At 52.7% G+C, this 17,793-nt stretch carries 12 protein-coding genes and 1 tRNA gene; 12 read left to right on the forward strand and 1 reads right to left on the reverse strand.

Annotated features, from left to right (window positions below; translation table 11 throughout):
• Positions 1 to 294: 294 nt before the first annotated feature.
• The 10 genes from H097_RS17995 (at position 295) to H097_RS18035 (ending at position 8,355) form a co-directional block, all read left to right on the forward strand.
• Positions 295 to 371 (forward strand) — tRNA-Met (locus tag H097_RS17995).
• A 166-nt stretch (positions 372 to 537) separates the two neighbouring features.
• Positions 538 to 1,779 carry a tyrosine-type recombinase/integrase gene (locus H097_RS18000; RefSeq protein ID WP_032861474.1) on the forward strand — a complete coding sequence of 414 codons (1,242 nt, stop codon included), beginning with the start codon at positions 538 to 540 and terminating at the stop codon, positions 1,777 to 1,779.
• 491 nt (positions 1,780 to 2,270) lie between these two features.
• Entirely contained in the window at positions 2,271 to 2,522 is a 252-nt protein-coding gene (locus H097_RS27870) for a helix-turn-helix domain-containing protein (protein ID WP_081041804.1), read from the forward strand.
• An 89-nt stretch (positions 2,523 to 2,611) separates the two neighbouring features.
• Complete coding sequence (locus H097_RS18005) at positions 2,612 to 2,872, forward strand: AlpA family phage regulatory protein (protein WP_050493002.1); 261 nt, start codon at positions 2,612 to 2,614, stop codon at positions 2,870 to 2,872.
• Positions 2,869 to 3,174, forward strand: a complete 306-nt coding sequence (locus H097_RS18010; RefSeq protein ID WP_032861475.1) for a hypothetical protein — start codon at positions 2,869 to 2,871, stop codon at positions 3,172 to 3,174. Before H097_RS18005 ends, H097_RS18010 begins: the two co-directional genes overlap by 4 nt.
• Before the next feature lie 530 nt (positions 3,175 to 3,704).
• Positions 3,705 to 3,989 (forward strand): hypothetical protein, encoded by a 285-nt coding sequence (locus H097_RS18015; RefSeq protein WP_032861476.1) that lies wholly within the window; start codon positions 3,705 to 3,707, stop codon positions 3,987 to 3,989.
• The gene (locus H097_RS18020; RefSeq protein ID WP_032861477.1) at positions 3,986 to 4,258 is read left to right on the forward strand and encodes a DUF3077 domain-containing protein; all 273 of its coding nucleotides are present in this window, start codon (positions 3,986 to 3,988) and stop codon (positions 4,256 to 4,258) included. Before H097_RS18015 ends, H097_RS18020 begins: the two co-directional genes overlap by 4 nt.
• Positions 4,255 to 7,143, forward strand: coding sequence for a DUF927 domain-containing protein (locus tag H097_RS18025; protein WP_032861478.1), 2,889 nt, complete (start codon positions 4,255 to 4,257; stop codon positions 7,141 to 7,143). Before H097_RS18020 ends, H097_RS18025 begins: the two co-directional genes overlap by 4 nt.
• A gap of 95 nt (positions 7,144 to 7,238) precedes the next feature.
• Positions 7,239 to 8,081: a hypothetical protein gene (locus tag H097_RS18030; RefSeq protein WP_032861479.1), complete on the forward strand. Its 843-nt coding sequence runs from the start codon at positions 7,239 to 7,241 to the stop codon at positions 8,079 to 8,081.
• A gap of 64 nt (positions 8,082 to 8,145) precedes the next feature.
• A complete protein-coding gene (locus tag H097_RS18035; RefSeq protein WP_229752455.1) occupies positions 8,146 to 8,355 on the forward strand; it encodes a hypothetical protein in 210 nt (69 codons plus the stop codon).
• A 203-nt stretch (positions 8,356 to 8,558) separates the two neighbouring features.
• Here H097_RS18035 and H097_RS18040 read toward each other — a convergent pair whose 3' ends face one another.
• A complete protein-coding gene (locus H097_RS18040; RefSeq protein WP_050593404.1) occupies positions 8,559 to 12,635 on the reverse strand; it encodes a P-loop NTPase fold protein in 4,077 nt (1,358 codons plus the stop codon).
• Between the two features lie 607 nt (positions 12,636 to 13,242).
• On the opposite strand from H097_RS18040, the gene H097_RS18045 reads away from it, so the two are divergent.
• Both H097_RS18045 and H097_RS27875 read left to right on the forward strand, forming a co-directional pair.
• Complete coding sequence (locus tag H097_RS18045; protein ID WP_156356815.1) at positions 13,243 to 16,539, forward strand: metallophosphoesterase; 3,297 nt, start codon at positions 13,243 to 13,245, stop codon at positions 16,537 to 16,539.
• A 1,006-nt stretch (positions 16,540 to 17,545) separates the two neighbouring features.
• Positions 17,546 to 17,716 (forward strand): KTSC domain-containing protein, encoded by a 171-nt coding sequence (locus tag H097_RS27875; RefSeq protein WP_256097810.1) that lies wholly within the window; start codon positions 17,546 to 17,548, stop codon positions 17,714 to 17,716.
• Positions 17,717 to 17,793: the final 77 nt, after the last annotated feature.

A 17,793-nucleotide genomic window follows, 5' to 3' on the forward strand; every position in this document is an offset into this window, starting at 1 on the left:
CATGCTGCTGAGGCTGCTAGCTGAAACTGTCCAACTTTTCGGGGGCCGTCCACAATGTGGGAGCGGGCTTGCTCGCGAAGGCGGTGGATCAGCCAATACATGAGTTGACTGACCACCGCCTTCGCGAGCAAGCCCGCTCCCACACTCAGATCTTCGCGGCCCGGGGAACTGGGCAAACCCCCAGCCACTGGTCGCCTCACCCGGCGTTTTTGCTTAAACAGTTGATAGCGTAGATAAATTTTCAAAAAAAGCGCTTGACGCTTCTTCGTTCTGAGCGAATAATGCGCGCCACTTGGCTACATAGCTCAGTTGGTTAGAGCATAGCATTCATAATGCTGGGGTCCGGGGTTCAAGTCCCTGTGTAGCCACCAAGTACCGATCCATAGATGTCTACAGCAGTCTATGAATCACCTCAAGAAGCCCGCCTAGTGCGGGCTTTCTTGTTTCTGGCTGTCCACCTCTATCTACCCCTATCCTTCCCCTCCGTGTATGCCCACGTGTATGCTTCATAAATAATTGAACTGAAGGCATACAAGGATGAAACGCACCGATATCAAGCGGCGCCCTCTCGCTGACACTACACTTTCCAGCCTGGAGCCTGAGGCCGGGGCATACCGCGAACTAGACAGCCCAGGGCTGTATTTCAGGGTCAAGCCGAACGGCCAAAAGTCCTGGGAATTACGCTACAAGAAGCCAGACGGCAAATGGTCGTGGCTTGGTCTTGGCGGCTACCCGGAAGTGGGCGGCGCTTTCGCTCGGCAGAAGGCGGCTGATCTACGCGCAGACGCATCGGAAGGTAAGAACCCGATCACATCCAAGAAAGCTCGCCAAGCCGCCGAGATCGATGCAGCCAACGACACCTTTGAAGCATTGGCAAAGGAGTGGCACACGTCTCGCCTGAGCGGCTGGGATGCTGGTACGGCCAAAAGGATACTTGGCGCACTCGAACGCCATGTATTCCCCTCGCTCGGTAAACGCCCCTACACCTCTATTATGTCGATGGAGTGGATGGAGCTATTGAGAGGACTTGAGCGCCAGGGAATTCTGGAACAGATGAGCCGTGTGAGGGCCTACTGCAAAGATATCTATGACCTGGCTCGCGTAACAGGCAGAGCCGTCAACAACCCGTTGGAGGGTGTGCATAAATTTCTGTCCTCGGGAAAGGCAGAGAACTACGCCCACGTCTCCCCCGATGAGCTTCCGGGGTTACTTCGAGCAATACGCTCCTACCCCCACGCCAAAGATGTTCAGCTCGGCCTAAGGCTACTAACCCTGATAGCTGTACGTCCCAGCGAACTGCGAGAAGCACATTGGGTAGAGTTCGATTTCGACAAGAAACTGTGGACCGTTCCAGTCGAGCGCAAGGGTCGTAAGAAAGGTCGTGAGCACCTAGTGCCACTATGCACTCAAGCCGTAGAAGCACTTATGGAGCTCCGTCAACTTACCGGGGCCTACCCGCTCCTGTTCCCAGGTAGAAGCGACCGCACCAAACCCCGGAGCGATACCGTTTTCCTTATGGCACTGCGGCGCCTTGGCTACGAAGGCCGCCAGACAGGTCATGGCTTCCGCCACATCGCCAGCACAATCCTCAACGAGCATGGCTATCCCGCTGACCATATCGAGGCCCAACTCAGCCATAAGGCGCAGGGTGTACGGGGGATTTACAACAAAGCCCAGTATTTGGAGCAGCGCTCTTCGATGATGCAATGGTATGCAGACCACCTTGACGAATTAGAGAAGGGCAACATTCTTCAAGGTCATTTCGGAAAGGCGCTGTGAACATGCCAACCCCACCCCATCAAAAATCGGTGTTACTGGTGTTACGCTCGTTACGTACAAACCCAACATATTGATTTTATTGGATATAACTGACGTAACACGCGCAGAAAGACATCCCTACACCGCGTGTTACGCATCAAATTCGTGTTACGCCTAAGTAGCCCAAAACTTCTGGCGGCCATCTTTTATTAGCTGCCCCACACTCATGAGACGCCGCTGTCATCACCTCCACCCAAAGGGGCTCGGGGCACTACCGCTCATCCGAAAGGTCTCTGTTTTTCATTTTTTTCTATCGATTTTTTAACTGTATAGAAAACCAGTAGGACGAGGTAGGACAGCCCCAGTAAAAACAGAAACTTTGCTGCTATCTTGCTGGCTTAAACTGCCTTATCCAACAAAATTCATCGAAAACCATCGAAAATAAAACTTTTAAAAAATAGAAAATCGTTTACATAGCTGGGGCCTGTACGAACTACGACAGGAAACGCGCTATGAAGCCTCACGACACTTTAGACCCCTCGACTACCTCACTCGTCTCTGCTTGTTTGCTCACCACCGACCAAGTCGCTACTGCGCTAGGTCTGTCCAGTCGAACGCTTGCCGCGTGGCGAAGTTCGCGTAGCAATTCACTTCCCTACGTCAAAACCGGATCTCGGGTTCGTTACCGCTCTCAAGATGTTGCCGCATGGCTTGAAAGCCGAGTGTGCTCCAACGCTAAGACTGCGGGGGAAGGTGCCCAATGAGCAGCCCCAAACAGCCCGCAAAAATCGTGGACATTGCTCCATCGACACCAAGCGCTCCTTACAAGAAAAACCATGCAGGATTCGCATGCTTGCCACTCACCGGATCCGATACAGAAGTGGGACGGTTCGACCCCGCTGCCACGCTGATACGCATCAATCAAGTCATGGCCCTGACAGGTATTGGCCGAGCAACCGTCTACAAGCTCATGAGCCAGCCCGAGAGCGGTTTTCCGCAAGCCGTGAAACTCACCGACAGCAATGCACGTGGAGCTCCGGTTGCCTGGGTATTGGCCGAAATATTGGATTGGACACGCGCACGTATCGCCGCTCGCGACAAGGTGGCGGCATGACGAGCCACATAGCGAACAAGGCCATCTTGCGGCCCTTCTCTGCACTCAGAAAAGTAGGTTTTTCGTCGCGCTGGATGCAACGTTTTGAGCGCCACAGAGCGCAACAAAAACGCCTAAATCGAGTAATTGTCGTCATGCATTGGGCGGACGGCACCTGGTGCGCGCTCTCGATACCCAGCGAAGCACCGCGCGCTGCGATCTTAGATGAAGGCCAACAAATCGACGCTTACGAAGATGCACGATCTTGCCTCGACGCCGACTTCCTCCCACTGCTTTCCCTGCGCTGGGAAATCAATGCCTGAAACGAAAACGCCCCCGGCGGCAACCGGAGGCGTTGAGGTAAATCTACATGCATGATCAATTTATGCCGCATCGAAAAAATCCGCAAGGGATCCACACAGTTGCACTTTCAAAAAACGGACGTTACTCTCTGATCGTCGCTGCAAATTCAGCGACCGGGTTTGGCGACCCGAGTACATGCAGGCGCACAGGCGCCCCCATACTGATTGCAGGCGCTTTTTTTGTGCCCGCATTCCTGCTTTATGGCGGCTGTGCGTGGGAGACCTTCGGGTCTGCCGGGGTCCTGTATGCCCGGTTCGCCAACCTGCGCACAGCTGCCACCCTAATTCGTTTGGCGACGATCAGTGGCAGCTCCTCACATACAGGAGCTTCACCGAATGCACGCCCTCAATCCGTCCAAAATTCGCGCCGCAGCTCATCGAGCAATGGCTCTCGCCGCTTTACACGCCAACTCCAGCCTCGCTACACGCCTCTCCCGTTACAACGCCCATATGTCGAAGGCTCGCGCCCTGGAAGCCGCAGGGGGTGCCCAATGAGCATGCTCCCAGGCTTTGCGCTGCCCGAGGATCTGCTCTGCGTCAGCCCAGACGCTGAAGCCGGCCTACCTATCGACGCCATCACCTGTGCGCTTGACCGTGCCGACTCCGTTCTCATGCTGCTGGAAGACCACTTAGACGGGGATAAACCCCTGCTTTCCAACCGCGTGCTGTCGTCCGTTATTTGGGACGTGCGCGGCACCTTGGGCCTAATCAAAACGCTCACCACGTATGGTGATGCCTCCTCTGTGCCAATGAGCCAGAAAGGCGGTGCCCTGTGAACACTGCCAATACTCTCGGGAGTACTGAATTCTCATGCGTTGCCAGCGGTACTCGAAAGCTGTTTAGGGTCAATGAAGGCGTGCCAATCGAGGAAGCACTGGAGGCCATATCGCTGTTTCAGTACTACGCCAATCAGCTGACCCTCGACGCAGCCATGAGTAACGAAGGCGAGCGGCTCAGTTGGCCTGCTCTCTACCTGGGTGAAATGGCAAAAGCGCTGATCGATGACGTCAACGATGCGCTGTATGCAACGAGGACAACGCCATGACTCAGCGCACCGGCAACACCTCAAAACGCCCCAGCTTTGCAGACGTAAAAAGCGCTGCCCTGAATGACATCGACCGCGTACTTACTCACTGGCTGCCGAACGGCAAACGCGTCGACGGTGGCAAGGAATACACCGCCCCGAATCCCACACGCACGGACAAACGTGCGGGCTCACTCAAGGTCAATTTGAGCAAAGGCACCTGGGCAGATTTTGCCACTGGCGATAAGGGCGGCGACCTGATCGATCTGGTGCGCTACATCGACGGCGGCACCGACGTTGATGCCTGCAAAAGGCTGGCGGATCTGCTCAGTGTTTCCGCTGGATCCGCGAACGCCAAAAGCGCACCGACCAAGCCCGCAGCGCCGGATTGGATTGCGATTCAACCGATCCCGGCCGAGGCCATGAACAAGTGCCCTGCCAAACACCGGCAACACGGTGTTCCGTCCAAGGTGTGGATCTATCGTGATGCCCATGGCCAGCCGGTCATGGCGCTGTATCGCTTCGACCTGGCCCCGGATGAAGACGGCAAACCGAAGAAGGTCTTTGCACCGCTGACCTGGTGCAAGCGCTCCGATGGGCAAACCACGCAATGGCGCTGGCAAGGGTTGCCGGAGCCTCGGCCTCTGCTACGCCTGGATGAACTGGCACAGCGTGCCGATGCGCCTGTGGTGTTGTGTGAGGGTGAAAAGGCCGCTGACGCTGCCGCTGAACTGATGCCCGACTACGTCGCCACCTGCTGGCCGAACGGCTCCAACTCGTGGCACAAGGCCGACCTGACGCAACTCAAAGGACGCACGGTGGTGCTGTGGCCGGATAACGATGCCAGCGGCAAGACCTGCATGGACGCCATCGAACTCAAGTTGATTGAGCTGGGCGCCGCTTCAGTGCAACGAATCTCGCTCGACGTGTTCAAGCTCAAGCCCAGCAGCAAAGGTGGCAAGCCTACATTGACCAAGGGTGGCAAATGGGAGGATGGCGATGATGCAGCGGACGCGATAGCCAAAGGTTGGACCGCTGACCACGTGACCGAGCTGGGGCGTAACGGCGTATTTTTCGGCACTCTCGCTGAGCCCACTGAGCCCCAAGAACCGAAGGCTAAGGCACCTGCAAAACGCCCCGCGAAATCGAAAAATGACCTGTTGCCGGGCGGCTTTCGCCTGACGCCTGAAGGGGTGTTTTATTCCGGCGATGATGGCGAGGCGCGTCCTGTGTGTTCGCCTCTCGAAATCATCGCTCGCACTCGCGACGACAAGGGCCACAACTGGGGTTTATTGGTCGAGTTCGACGACCCGGACGGCGCCAAAAAGCGCTGGAACATTCCGGCCCGAACGATGACCGGCGACTTCGGCAAGGATGTACTCGGCCCACTGGTAGACATGGGCCTACGCCTTGCCGGGAGTCGGTCAGGGCGCAATGCACGCAATGACCTGCAGAGTTACCTCGGCGGCTTCGACAGCGCCCAGCGTGCACGATTGGTGACGCGCTTGGGCTGGCACGACAACGCCTTCCTTTTGCCCGAACAACAGATCGGCTCGCACGCCGAACACCTGCATTTTTATGAAGCCGGGGCGCAGTTACCACCGATCAACGAAGCGGGCTCTCTGGAGCAATGGCAGCAACAAATCGGCGCGCTCTGCGTTGGCAACCACCGCCTAGCGTTTGTCGTCTCTGTGGCCTTTGCAGGCCCGCTGTTGAACCTGCTAGGGCATGAGTCGGGCGGCTTCCACCTGTATGGCGACAGTTCCGGGGGCAAGACCACTCACTTGCAAGTTGCTGCCTCGGTTTATGGCGGGCCGCGTGTGGTGCGCTCATGGCGTTCAACAGACAACGCCCTGGAATCCATCGCCGCCGCACATTCAGACGGTCTCCTGGTGCTGGATGAAATCGGCATGTGTGACCCACGCATTATTGGCGAGACGGTCTACATGCTCGGCAACGGCACCGGTAAGGCACGGGCGAATGATCGAGGACAAGCGGGCCGACAGGTGCAGGAATGGCGCTTGCTGTTTCTCTCGACCGGGGAGAAGACGTTGGCGCAGCACATGGCGGATGCCAACAAGGAGCTAAAAGCGGGTATGGAAGTCCGCATGCTCGCGGTGCCTGCGGATGCCAGCAAAGGCCTCGGCATGTTCGATGTGCTGAACGGATTTGAGGACGCTGCAGCCCTTTCTGATGCGCTCAAGGCGCGTGTCGCCAAATACTACGGCACACCCCTCACCGCCTTCCTGCACGCACTGTGTGCGCCTGGAGAAATGCTCAGATGGTCGGTGATCGTTCGCCGCACAGTGGAGCAGTTCATCACCCAAAACCTGCCGACCTCGGCCAGCGGGCAGGCCCAGCGTGCTGCCCTTCGCTTTGGCCTCGCGGCAGCGGCCGGAGAGTTGGCCACCGCCTTCGGCGTCACCGGTTGGCGTGATGGTACGGCCACGACTGCTGCAAGGGTTTGTCTGCATGCGTGGCTGGCCGAGCGTGGCGGTGCCGGTAACTTCGAGGGCGATGCAATTTTGGCGCGCTTACGCCAGGTCATTGAGCGATTTGGTGAAAGCCGCTTTACCCGCTGGGAGTCAGCCGCCGCCAAGATCGATGAACACGGCCCACGCACGATTGATCGGTTGGGCTTTCGCAAGACGATGGAACACGGCATGGGCGACGCCCTGCACACCACCAACACCTACTACGTGCTGCCTGAAGCCTGGAGGGCCGAGATCTTCAAGGGCATGAACATCAGTGCGGTGAACAAGGAGCTGCTGCAACGAGGCGTGCTTGAGCCAGGAAGCGATGGAAAAGCGTACAGCTTGATTCGCCTGCCTGGTTTAGGCCCTCAGCGCTGCTATGTGGTGAAGACGGTTCCTGGAACGGATGAAAGCGAGGCTGAGGCCGCCTGATGGCATGCCTGCTGATCGAGGTAGCGCCGGCTCATTCCCGGCCTCGCCAGCCGTTCAACCATCCTTATCAATCGTAATGCACAGAGACAATACAGATGAACACTATCCAAGAACTGAAAGACCGCCGCGACGAACTGACCCTAGAAATGGAGAGCATTCAGCGCGATCTGGCGCCCTTTGAAGCGGCATTGGAAAGTCCCGAGCTTATCCAGGAGGGCCGTCAAAGGGCCGTCCAGGATGAAATCAACGATCACAAAAGACGCATCGACTCGCGAGACCTTGAGATCCACATCCTGAATCAAAAGATTGATCGCCTTGAAGCACTGGCGAACCGTGAGAGCTTGGCTGCGAGCTACATCAGCGCTATGGCGACCAGGAAAGCCGACGAGATGGAGCTCAACGAAAAGCGCAACAGCATTGAGACACGGTTGCAGCAGGTCCGCCAGAACGCTCAGGAAGACATGGCAAAGGCTCGACAAGCTGAAACGGACGCAGCCACCGCTTATGCGCAGGCTGTCGCCTGGGGCGATGTGGAGGGCGAAAAAGCTGCTAACGCAGAAGCTCAAAAGGCAGCAAAAAATCTCACGGCGGCGGTTGAGCATCACCGTCGCCAACAACTGCTCATCACCGCCCTGGAGCAGGAGCTGGTGACGATTGATCTGTACATCACCGAGGCACAAAAAGAACACGCCAAGATCGAGAATGAAGCAGCTCATCTGGCGAACACAGTGTTAGAAGAAAAGTGGAACGAGGCTGCGAAAGCGCTGCTGGAAACCGGAGGCCAGTTGTGGGCCGCACGAAGATTGATTAGTCGAGACCCGGTTGCCCTATTGAAGCTGGATATCCCTGAACTGGGCGAGCGTTTTGGTAGCTGGACCTGGCGAGAACTCTCAGATCGCTCTAGCCAACACAGCCTGATTGATCTCTTGGCCGCTTAAATTAAACCATCCCCGAAGCAGCCTGCGAGAAACAGGTTGTTTCGGGCATACCAAGGGTGCCCCCATGAACAAACCACCACAGAACAGCGCACAGATGCCTGATTACCTAAAGGCCCGAAAACTTCATTTGAACGGGATAATTGTCGTCCTGGCCGGTATGAAAAAGCTCAGTACGAGAGCAAACAAAGATACTAAAGTCGAAACGCTGACAATTGATGCAGTCAAGGCGGAGCTTGATTTCATTGACCTTCAACTCAAAAGAAAGGACGGATAATCAATAAGCGGAAGCCTAAACAGCTTCCGCTTCGCTAGATCCTACCATTACAAACAAGGCTTAAGATTTTTCGGCTTCTGATCTGTGACGGCTGTGGGCTTATGACCGCTGTCGGCCAAAAGCGGACGATCTGTCTCATAAAAAAACCGTCCCACTTTTCGCATTCTGCCGGGCACCTGCGCCAAGGGCCGAAATCCAGAGACCTATTTTCGATTTTTCCAACGCTTCCACAGTCCGCTCATTGCACGGCTGTTTCCGAATATGTTGTTGATAATGCTCACATCACCCTCAACCAATCCAGCGGGCTTGATGTCTTTGAGTACGGCTTCGGTTCCCAGAGTCCTGGCCCATCCCGCCATGTATCCCTTCGCGGTATCTGAAGCCCCATCCGATAGTTCACTGAGGAGCAATCTCGCGTAAGCCAGTCGGTCTTCTTGCGTTAGGAAGCGCTTGTTTACATCTGCGCGCAGGTTATTGACAGCTGCCCACGTGATCGGACTTTCATCCATTTTGAGTAATTGCAGGGCCAAAGTAGGTATTTCCTTCGACTCTTTCTCACTGTGATGTCCTTCATCTCGAATGATTTGATGGAGCAATCGCTTACGGTGCTCGTCACTGGTATCTGCGGCGAGCATCAGTTTTTTCAGGTTGCTGTATGCTTCCACCCCAAGCGCGCGGCACCACAGCGCCAGGGCTAGATCAGGATCGGTGGTGGAACCAATTTTGCCCTTGAGCAGCACGGCCTTCGTGGCCTCCAGGTCTTCCGAGATGGAAAGGTTCGGAGTCATCGCCTTCCACGCTCGCTCCAGTAAGATAACTTCCTCAGGGTTGTTGTAATCAATAGCGTCAGCCAATCCCACGATCTGGGCGATAGACAGCTCATTTTTGCCAGAACTTAGGAAGTCAACAGCTTCAACAGGTCTTTGCTGCCAAACCACGCAGGCCGTCTCGACAAGATTGGAAGACAGTGTGTCTGAAACCACTTTATCTGCCAGCATGCTACTCAAGGACGCCAGCGTGTATCGGCCTACGACTCCAGGAGAAGAGATAGCTGTCTGCTGAGCTTCCGCAAACAGGGTTTGAGGTGTGTATCCTATGGGTAACTGTCCCACGGTCGGCCATCGGCCTATGAAATAACTGTGCAGTGGGTCGAAGGCGTCTTCGTATGCCTTGGCATTACTGACCAGCATTTGTAGGGCAGGGCCGACTACTGCAGGGGTCGCATGTGTAAACACCTGAGAAAGCCCAGGCAGAATGTGAGGAAGGTAGCTATGCCAGTTGCTGACCTTGGCGGGCAACTTTGGTAGTAGCTTGTCCAGATGAGGTTGCAGGTAGCCATCCTCCCAATATTTGGAAGGTATGTGTTGCGCCGCGTCTGTGTATAGGGCCTCATCTTCGGCGTCCAGTTCTGCAATATCAGTCAAATCCGTCAGGAACGTTGCCAACGACTCCTGGTCTCCCTCAGGTAGGCTTCCATACGCCGCAAACAACTGATTGCGGCATATGCTCGGGACATTCGAGATCGGCTCATCGATCCAGCTCTCCGCTACTTGACTGAGAGCTTGCGTGTGGCGGACCACAAAAGTGCGGAACACCTCGGAGGCATCCTGTTCGCAGCCTTCAATACGGCTCAACGAGATGGCGAAGCTGGCATATTCTTCGTAGTGGCTATCATTGAACTGCGGGAGCCGTGCAGCACCCAGGTCGACCAGCAGGCGAAACGCGCGCTTGTAGAGCGGCGCTTCTTTGACGTCGACCACGCGACGGCTGAATCTAGCTAAGCAGTTCAGCAGCAGATCATTACGCGCCTGGGGAATGTACCGTTCCAACGCGTTGATCACGCACTCAATTAAGCCTGGAGCGTTAATGGTGGAGAGTCGGGTTACTTGTTCCCACAGTTGCTCACGGCTTTCTTCTCCTTCGCCGGCCAAGCGCTCCCATACAGTGTTTATGCGGATTGCAGTCAATTGCACGTCGAGAGACTCTAGCGGCTCAAAGTCATCGTTAGCTTTCTCTTCAAAGTAGTGGAACGCGGTCGTAAACTGCTGGACATAGCTCGCTCCAATCTCCGGCAATAAGGAGTTCTCGTAGCGGTCTATCCATTGCTGCAGCTCAATGAAGCGGAGCGTGTAAGACCCTGCGTCAGTAGAAACATTGCGCTCGCATAGCCATGCCATGAGAAGCTCTTTCGGTTGAGGGGGCAATCCCTGGGCATCAAACACGGACAAGGCGATTTCTGCCGCCCCCTTGGTCATGGCAATGACTTCATCCATATTGGGAGCCTGGCCACTGGGCAGGCGCATGGTGCTCTTCTTCCCGCTGGTGAGCATTTCTTCAATTAGGGCAGAGGCGATGTGTTGCTGGTCGACGGGGTTGGCGACGGCCGTGACTCGAGCGATCTTCTCAATGCCCAGGAGCGACCTGAGTTCTCCAGACGTGATGATGTCGTTGCACAGGATGCCAAGTACTAAATTGCGGGTGCGCGGAGGTAGACGATCAATCACATCGGCAACCACGCGCATGGCATTGAATTTTAGTGCTTCTTCGGTTCGATGGAGTTCACTGAGCATACCGTGCAGCAGCTCCATCTCCTGATCGCTCAGGAACTCGTTGGCTCGTGGGGAAAGGGCCTCCAAGAACCCTTGGGTATCACCAGATACCAGATAGCCATAGATTCGTGATGCATGACCGCCGTATTGGCGAGTCGCGAAATCTTCTGATAGCAGAAGTAGGCTTTGCAGGGAGTCTGGCCAATGAATGCCGACCAGACTTGCCAGAAATTGGCGCAGGTCACGACATCCTTCCACCAGGGTCGTTTTCCCCGTCTCATCTACAACGTACCGCTTGAGGACGTGATGTGATTCCAGTGGTTCGTCCTTAAGTGACGTTTGTCTAACCATCAAGCTGGTGAGGCGATGCAGCAATTGGGGATCATTTTGGAGGTCTCGGTAGAATCCTGGGAAACTTACTCGGGCAGCGCTTAGTGCACCAAGGGCAATCGGGTGCTTGGTTACAGCACCTTCATGAAGGCCACCCGGGCGCTCACTTCCAATGGCGTCGAGCTCGCGTGCCTTGGCTAACCACCAGGTCTGTGTAAACGCGTTGACGATCTGTAGTGCATTGCGCGGGTCGGTGACATTGGTGTGGATCATTCGATCCACCACCTGTTCAACTGATGCACCTTTGTCCGCAATCTCCTTCACGAGCTCCGGGAAATCCTTCAGCTTTGATAGCGCGAACTGGCGCATGTCGTTTCGCGGTGGCGGTGGGATCTCCAATCGGAACTGAAAGATTCGGTCGAGGTAACGCCTGGCGTCTGTCGGGTTAAAGATGGAGCCTGGTTGCTCGGGATTGCCGCGCCGGCGGGAGAGAGCATCGGCGACTTTGCCTTCATCGCAGGAGATGACGAACACAAGCCCCAGGTTTTCAGGAAGCTTGTCAGTTGGGATCTCCATGAAAGTTCGTACGGCGTCCAGACCTAAGACCATTTCTTCCGCAGAGAGACGATCGAGGTCATCTACGAAAATGACGAGGCGTTCATAGGGTACTGCATTGGTTTTTGCGGGCTTGAATTTGCGCAGTTGCTGAAGCAGCAGCTCTTCGTACTGCTCCGCGCTAACGCTGGGGAGATGCACCCGGGTAACGGTGTTGAACGGGCTGACTGCCGAAGGCTTCATGACTTTAATGAGGTAAGCATAGATACCGGTTACGGCTGCAAGGAAGAGCGATTGGACTATCCAATTGTGAAGTGGCAGCAGCGCAAGACCTGTGCCGATAATCAGTAGGTAGATGATGAAGGCAATCAAGAATGCTGGTACTGGAGCAGCCCAGCTAATCAGATGCTGCTTGGTCAGTTCGCCTATAGGTTTACTGACTGACTCGGTATGCGTCACGTTCCGATAAAGGTCGTCTTGAAGCTTACCTTCATCACCGCCCAGTTCTAGGAAAACATGACGAAGCAACGCGCGCTTAATGTCTTGCTCTTTCCCCCCAAAGCGCCAAGCGTTGAACGTTATGCTCTTGAAGCGTTGGCTGCGTGGATGGCGCCCGCCCGCCGTCGAGGTGTCGTCCGCCAACGCTCGCGCGTAGAGCTCTTTGATCGAACTTTTACCTGTACCCCACCCCCCGAGTAGCCCGATGCTGAAGGGGGGGCGATGGCCCTCATCTTCGATCAGGCAGCGTAGCGCCTGAGCATAGTGCCGGTGGCCGAAAGCATCCTGATCTTCCGTCTCAATGTGACGATCCAGCACTGCTGGCATGGAGCGACGAGAATCTAGCATTCGATCATCCCTAATTCGTATGAGGCATTCAGCTATCGTTGAGGCGAAGCTTACTTTGGGCTATAGCAGGAGGCCAGTAACTAATGAGAAGTGTATACATTTAAACGTCGGAGTTAACCGCCCGCGAGTGGCCGATTGCCGTCTGCCGTGAAGGGTAGCCATCGGCCAAAAGCGGCCGTCCGCGAGTGGCCATACTCGGTGAATAGCGGTCGATCGCTTTTGCCTGGCTAGCGAGTTCAAATCGGTGGATTCGCGTGCGTTTTAAGCATGTGATGGATGCATAAAGTCGAGCGTAGACCGGCCGGGTAGGATTGGGGGCAGAAAATTGATGACACGGTATCGACAGTAGCTTCCAAGTGAAACGAGCCTATGCCGAGACCTTGTATAAAAAAATGCTATTTCCTGCGTCTCTGATCTAGCGGAAGAAGCTTTTCAGGTGACCATATTGTCGCAGCAAGATGCAAAACGGGCTTTAGAGGGGGCGCTAGCCGTCAATGGTAGCGTGCAACATTCCCCTCCTGAACCCGAACCTTATTTTCACCTTTTTTATTCGAATTGATCAGTGATATCGTTAGGCATTATGTTTCCATTTAAAGGGATTTTCTAAATGAGTTCGCGTTTTTCTTGGCTTCATCTAAGTGATTTGCACGTCGGAATGAAAAGTCACAAATGGATGTGGCCGAATGTTAAACACCAGGTGTACGACGACTTTAGATTTCTGCAAGCAGAGCATGGACACTGGGACGTTGTTATATTTTCTGGTGATCTTACTCAAAAAGGTGAGGCTGCTGAGTTCTCATCGCTGACAACCACATTGCAGGAAATGTGGAAAATATTCGATGAAGGAGGTTTTCAGCCAAAATTATTTTGCGTTCCTGGGAATCATGATCTTGTTAGACCTCACGCTTTAGACTCTGTCAAATTAGCGTTGGATAGTTGGTGGAACAACCCCACTCTTAGGAATTCCTTTTGGACTAAAGATGCTGAAACCTTAAGATCTTCAATTTCAAAGTACTTCGAAAATTTTGAAAATTGGAAGGGCAGTTTGAAAGCCGCCGGGATTCCAATCCTTGACTCGGCTGCGGGGGGTATTCCTGGGGACAACTCATCAACACTCACTGCAGGCGAACTGAAAATAGGTTTGATCGGTTTGAATTCAACCTGGCTTCAACTTGATGGCAGCGATTACAAAGGCAGGCTTCATATTGACCCAGCTCAACTTGAAATGGTGACATCGGGGGACGCTACAAGTTGGACTAATCTGCATGACATGAATTTACTTGTAACACATCACCCGTTAGATTGGCTGCACCCTGACAGCCTTAACATTTTCAATAAAGAAATAGATATTAGTGGCCGTTTCAATGCACACTTATTTGGCCACATGCATACTGCTGGTGCGTATCAGCACAACCACTTGGGCATGCAGACTAAGCGTTCAATCCAAAGTGCTTCGCTGTTTGGCTTGGAGAATTTTGGCACTAACAACGAAGAAAGGCGCCATGGCTACTCCTTGAATATTGTTGAAGTTACAGACACCGGAAAAGCAACTCTCACGTTGTTGCCGCGTGCCGCACGGGATGTTGCGGGAGAGCGAAAAATAGGTGCTGACTTCACACTGCCAATCGACAACTCTAATAAGATTGTGCATTCTTTTGATTTACAGCTAGCAGCTGCTAATAGTGCCGTTTCCAAAGGAGGCTGGAACGAAGAAAAGCTGTCTGATCTTAGTGCACAAAAAATCCAGGTATCGGATGCCGGTTCTGTTGTGAACATAGATGTCATCGAAAAGGTTTTTGTAGAGGCGCCAGAAGCACTTTGCGTTCGAGCTATACAACTCGATGCGGCGTGTTCAGTACTAAAAAACACAAGAGTACTTTGGTTGGCTTCTGAATGGGGCATGGGGGATCAAGGATTTATTTGGGCAATACAAAAAACAATGTCACATGAGCGGTCATGCAACTACTCAATTGACCTAAGTAGGTATACTGACCGGAATCAGTTTTTTGAACTGGTTAAAGCGCGCTATGGCTTTAGCTTCGAGTCCATGTGCGAAAATTTGTCTAAATTGTCTAATCCATATCTGATATTTGAAGAGATTCCTTTTACTAGCAACTCCGACGAGTCCTTGAGACTTTACAGGGAGATTTGCGAATTAGTCGAAATCATACTTTCATATTGCCCAAGTCTAAGCGTTATACTTTTGAGTAGGCAACCTCCTCCTGCTGGCAATGAAAATGTATTGGAAATTGTGGCGCTCGATCAAGCCGATACCCGAAGTTTTATTGAGAATCATCGTCTGGGTGTTAAAGGATTAAACATTGATGATTATCTTAAAATTTTTCAGCACACAGACGGGCTGCCCAATTTAATCGAAAATGACCTTCGTAACCTGCGTGTTGCATCACTGAGCGAAGTAACGTCATCGAACTCACAAATACCCTTACCTGATGGCTCTTTAAATAGGGCAATGCTTGAGCTATCGGAGTCGAAAGATCCTGGCATGCAACGCGCTCATTTGCTGCTGAAAATTCTTTGCATTTTTCCACAAGGCGAAGAACTCGCAAAGATCAAAAATTTTGACCGAACTAAACCGGTTTTTTTTGATCACGCTCAAATATTGGAACAGCGAGGTTTTATACAAGGCGTAGAGATCAGTCAACTTGAGAATGGCTCACGCGAGAACAAGACTAAGCGACTTATAGCAACTCGCCCCGTTCGCGAATGGGTACAGTCGAGGCTTACTGACAAGGAGCGTAAGAAACTTGATGAGTATGCTGCGACTTCATACTTTGGACCTTCATGGATGATGGGGGCTTTCAAACCGCCTCACAGCCTAAGATTTGACAAACCCGGACGTGTTCCCGCTGAGTTAGACAACGCTCGCTCCATCATTCAGAAAATTGTTGTGGACTCATTAGAGAGTTCTCGCAAGATAAATGTTGCGTTGGAGCTAGTAAAATACCATGGCGCTTCATTGTTGGTCGGCGATTATTATAGAGGTGCATGTGAACTTTTTCAGTACATTACTCCATTGCTAGAAGGCGAGATAACGGAAGAGGATAAACATTTCTTAGATTTTCTATACGCGAAAGCTTTGAGAATGCTTGACGGCGAAAGCAGCATAGTAATGGCAAAAGAAATATTACTGGCAGCGCTACCGTATTTTAAAGACAAAGCCACACTGGTTAGCGTCTATATGAATATTGCTCTTTGCTCAGAGACTCTAGGAGAGTCCAAGGATGCGGTTTCATATGCTAAAAAAGTGATAGAACTAGACAAAGGTAGCAATTCCGCTCTTAGTGCTCAACAGATAATTATAGAGGCCACAGAAGAAAACAATCTCAATTTAGATTTAGCTCTTTCCAAACTAGAAAGTAAGGCACGGAAAAAAGGTGCAAAGACGGTCGCGGTGACAATTGCACTATCCCGCGCTTATGCAATTAAAGATGACAATGAAAAAGTAGCAAAACTGCGAGGAATAGCGAAAGACGCAAAAGATAATGGTGATAGCTATGACGTAATGCGGGCAATGGTAGCGCTTGGGCAGGTCTCATTAAAAAATGATACAAGCTTCAAATTGACCACTGCGGAAGAACATCATTTAGTCAGGCTTTATCATTATTTGTATAACGAACACTTTGGCAACCACTTCAATAAGTGCCATGATATATTATGGAAGATTTTTATTGAGCGTCGCGACTATCAGAACCTTCTGCAGTTGTTTAGGTATAGCTCATTGCTCTGGCGGCTAAGAGGCAATGAGGAATTGGAGAGGAAAGAGATCATTCGCTTGAATAAAACCTTGATCAAAGCTTCGTTTTTAGTAGATAGACTGGATATATCATCATCTTACTTTTATGCACGACTTAGCGCTTCGGTAGCTGTAACCGCTCATGATTAATTTGTTTGATTTCATTTAATCTAGACTCTGGTGGCCTCGCTGCATATTGGCTCGAGACCACCCTAGCCTTCTTCGATTAATCAAATGGCGGTTGCCCTTGCCCTTGCTATTTATGGTGATTATTGGCTTCCCACTTTTGAGCAACTGTTACTGGCCGGTAGCGGCCCTTCTAAGCGAATGCCCCTAGTTCGATAACACCCACCTTAATCATCGAAAACCACTCCTCCCAGAGCATTCATTGATGTAACACCTATTTGCCATGTAACACGCATATCGGCGAACCAGTCACAGCTGTGTAACGCCATATAAATCATTTAAAATCATATACTTATCGACCTCTGTAACACGCGTAACACTCGTAACAAGGATTTATTAGGGCATCCCCCTAGCCCCATTAGTATTGCTCCTCCAGCGAAGCGCGGTGGATCATGTTCTTAGGCTTTGGTTCGATAGTGGGGACCCTGGAGCATTCTTGAAGGTACGGGGTAGGAAACCCGCGTGACCGTGTCAGCGGAAAGATGTCCAGCTTAGTGAACAGGTGAACCGGGTGAACTGCTGTTCACCAGTGCATTTGCTTTATGAATCGGAAAGCCGCTGGGGACCCTGGGCATCTCGGATAGACACGGGGCATGGAACCCGCCTGATCTCGTTAGTGGCTGGGCTCCAAAGTTAGTTGACTGGTTGACCGAGTTGACCAGGACAATCGTTCACTATCCTGAACGAAACCCATGACCGTTACAGATCCGGTAAGGATGCCCTTTTCTCTTCAAGATCCTTTCAATTTCAACGTTGAAATTTCAGTAAGCTGGTGCGGCTGCCGCTACCACGATCCCGCGGGTTTCCTACCCCGTACCTGCAATAATCTCCCAGGGTCCCCGGCGGGTTTTGGGCCTGTGAACCCTACACACGGCAGATTGGCTTAGTATCGAGTGACCGAGCTACCAACCTGGAGCTCGTCTCAGCTAGGGAAAGTGAAATGGATATGGTTGCTGTTCGATCTGATGCAATGACCTCTGTTGGCTACGATGCTGCCACCAAGAGAATGAGAATCCGCTTTCAGCAAGGGCACTCCTACGACTTCTGTAACGTCCCCCCGACGATCCACCAAGGGTTGATGTCAGCTAGCTCAAAGGGCTCTTACTACAACCGGTACATTCGTGATCGATACCAGTGCTGAGGGCATGGTTGAGAGGTAGCAAGAAGGGGCATGAACGAGCCCCATGAAAGACAGGACACCGTTTCCCCCTTACGATA

The sequence above is a fragment of the Pseudomonas sp. FH4 genome, assembly GCF_000510915.2.
In the GTDB taxonomy this organism is placed as follows: domain Bacteria; phylum Pseudomonadota; class Gammaproteobacteria; order Pseudomonadales; family Pseudomonadaceae; genus Aquipseudomonas; species Aquipseudomonas brenneri.

Excerpts from the sequence above, each read along its gene's own strand:
- H097_RS18035 (WP_229752455.1), top strand. The coding sequence starts at position 8,146 with ATGAACAAACCACCACAGAACAGCGCACAGATGCCTGATTACCTAAAG.
- H097_RS18015 (WP_032861476.1), top strand. The coding sequence starts at position 3,705 with ATGAGCATGCTCCCAGGCTTTGCGCTGCCCGAGGATCTGCTCTGCGTC.
- H097_RS18010 (WP_032861475.1), top strand. The coding sequence starts at position 2,869 with ATGACGAGCCACATAGCGAACAAGGCCATCTTGCGGCCCTTCTCTGCA.
- H097_RS18045 (WP_156356815.1), top strand. The coding sequence starts at position 13,243 with ATGAGTTCGCGTTTTTCTTGGCTTCATCTAAGTGATTTGCACGTCGGA.
- H097_RS27870 (WP_081041804.1), top strand. The coding sequence starts at position 2,271 with ATGAAGCCTCACGACACTTTAGACCCCTCGACTACCTCACTCGTCTCT.
- H097_RS27875 (WP_256097810.1), top strand. The coding sequence starts at position 17,546 with ATGACCTCTGTTGGCTACGATGCTGCCACCAAGAGAATGAGAATCCGC.
- H097_RS18000 (WP_032861474.1), top strand. The coding sequence starts at position 538 with ATGAAACGCACCGATATCAAGCGGCGCCCTCTCGCTGACACTACACTT.
- H097_RS18030 (WP_032861479.1), top strand. The coding sequence starts at position 7,239 with ATGAACACTATCCAAGAACTGAAAGACCGCCGCGACGAACTGACCCTA.
- H097_RS18025 (WP_032861478.1), top strand. The coding sequence starts at position 4,255 with ATGACTCAGCGCACCGGCAACACCTCAAAACGCCCCAGCTTTGCAGAC.
- H097_RS18040 (WP_050593404.1), bottom strand. The coding sequence starts at position 12,635 with ATGCTAGATTCTCGTCGCTCCATGCCAGCAGTGCTGGATCGTCACATT.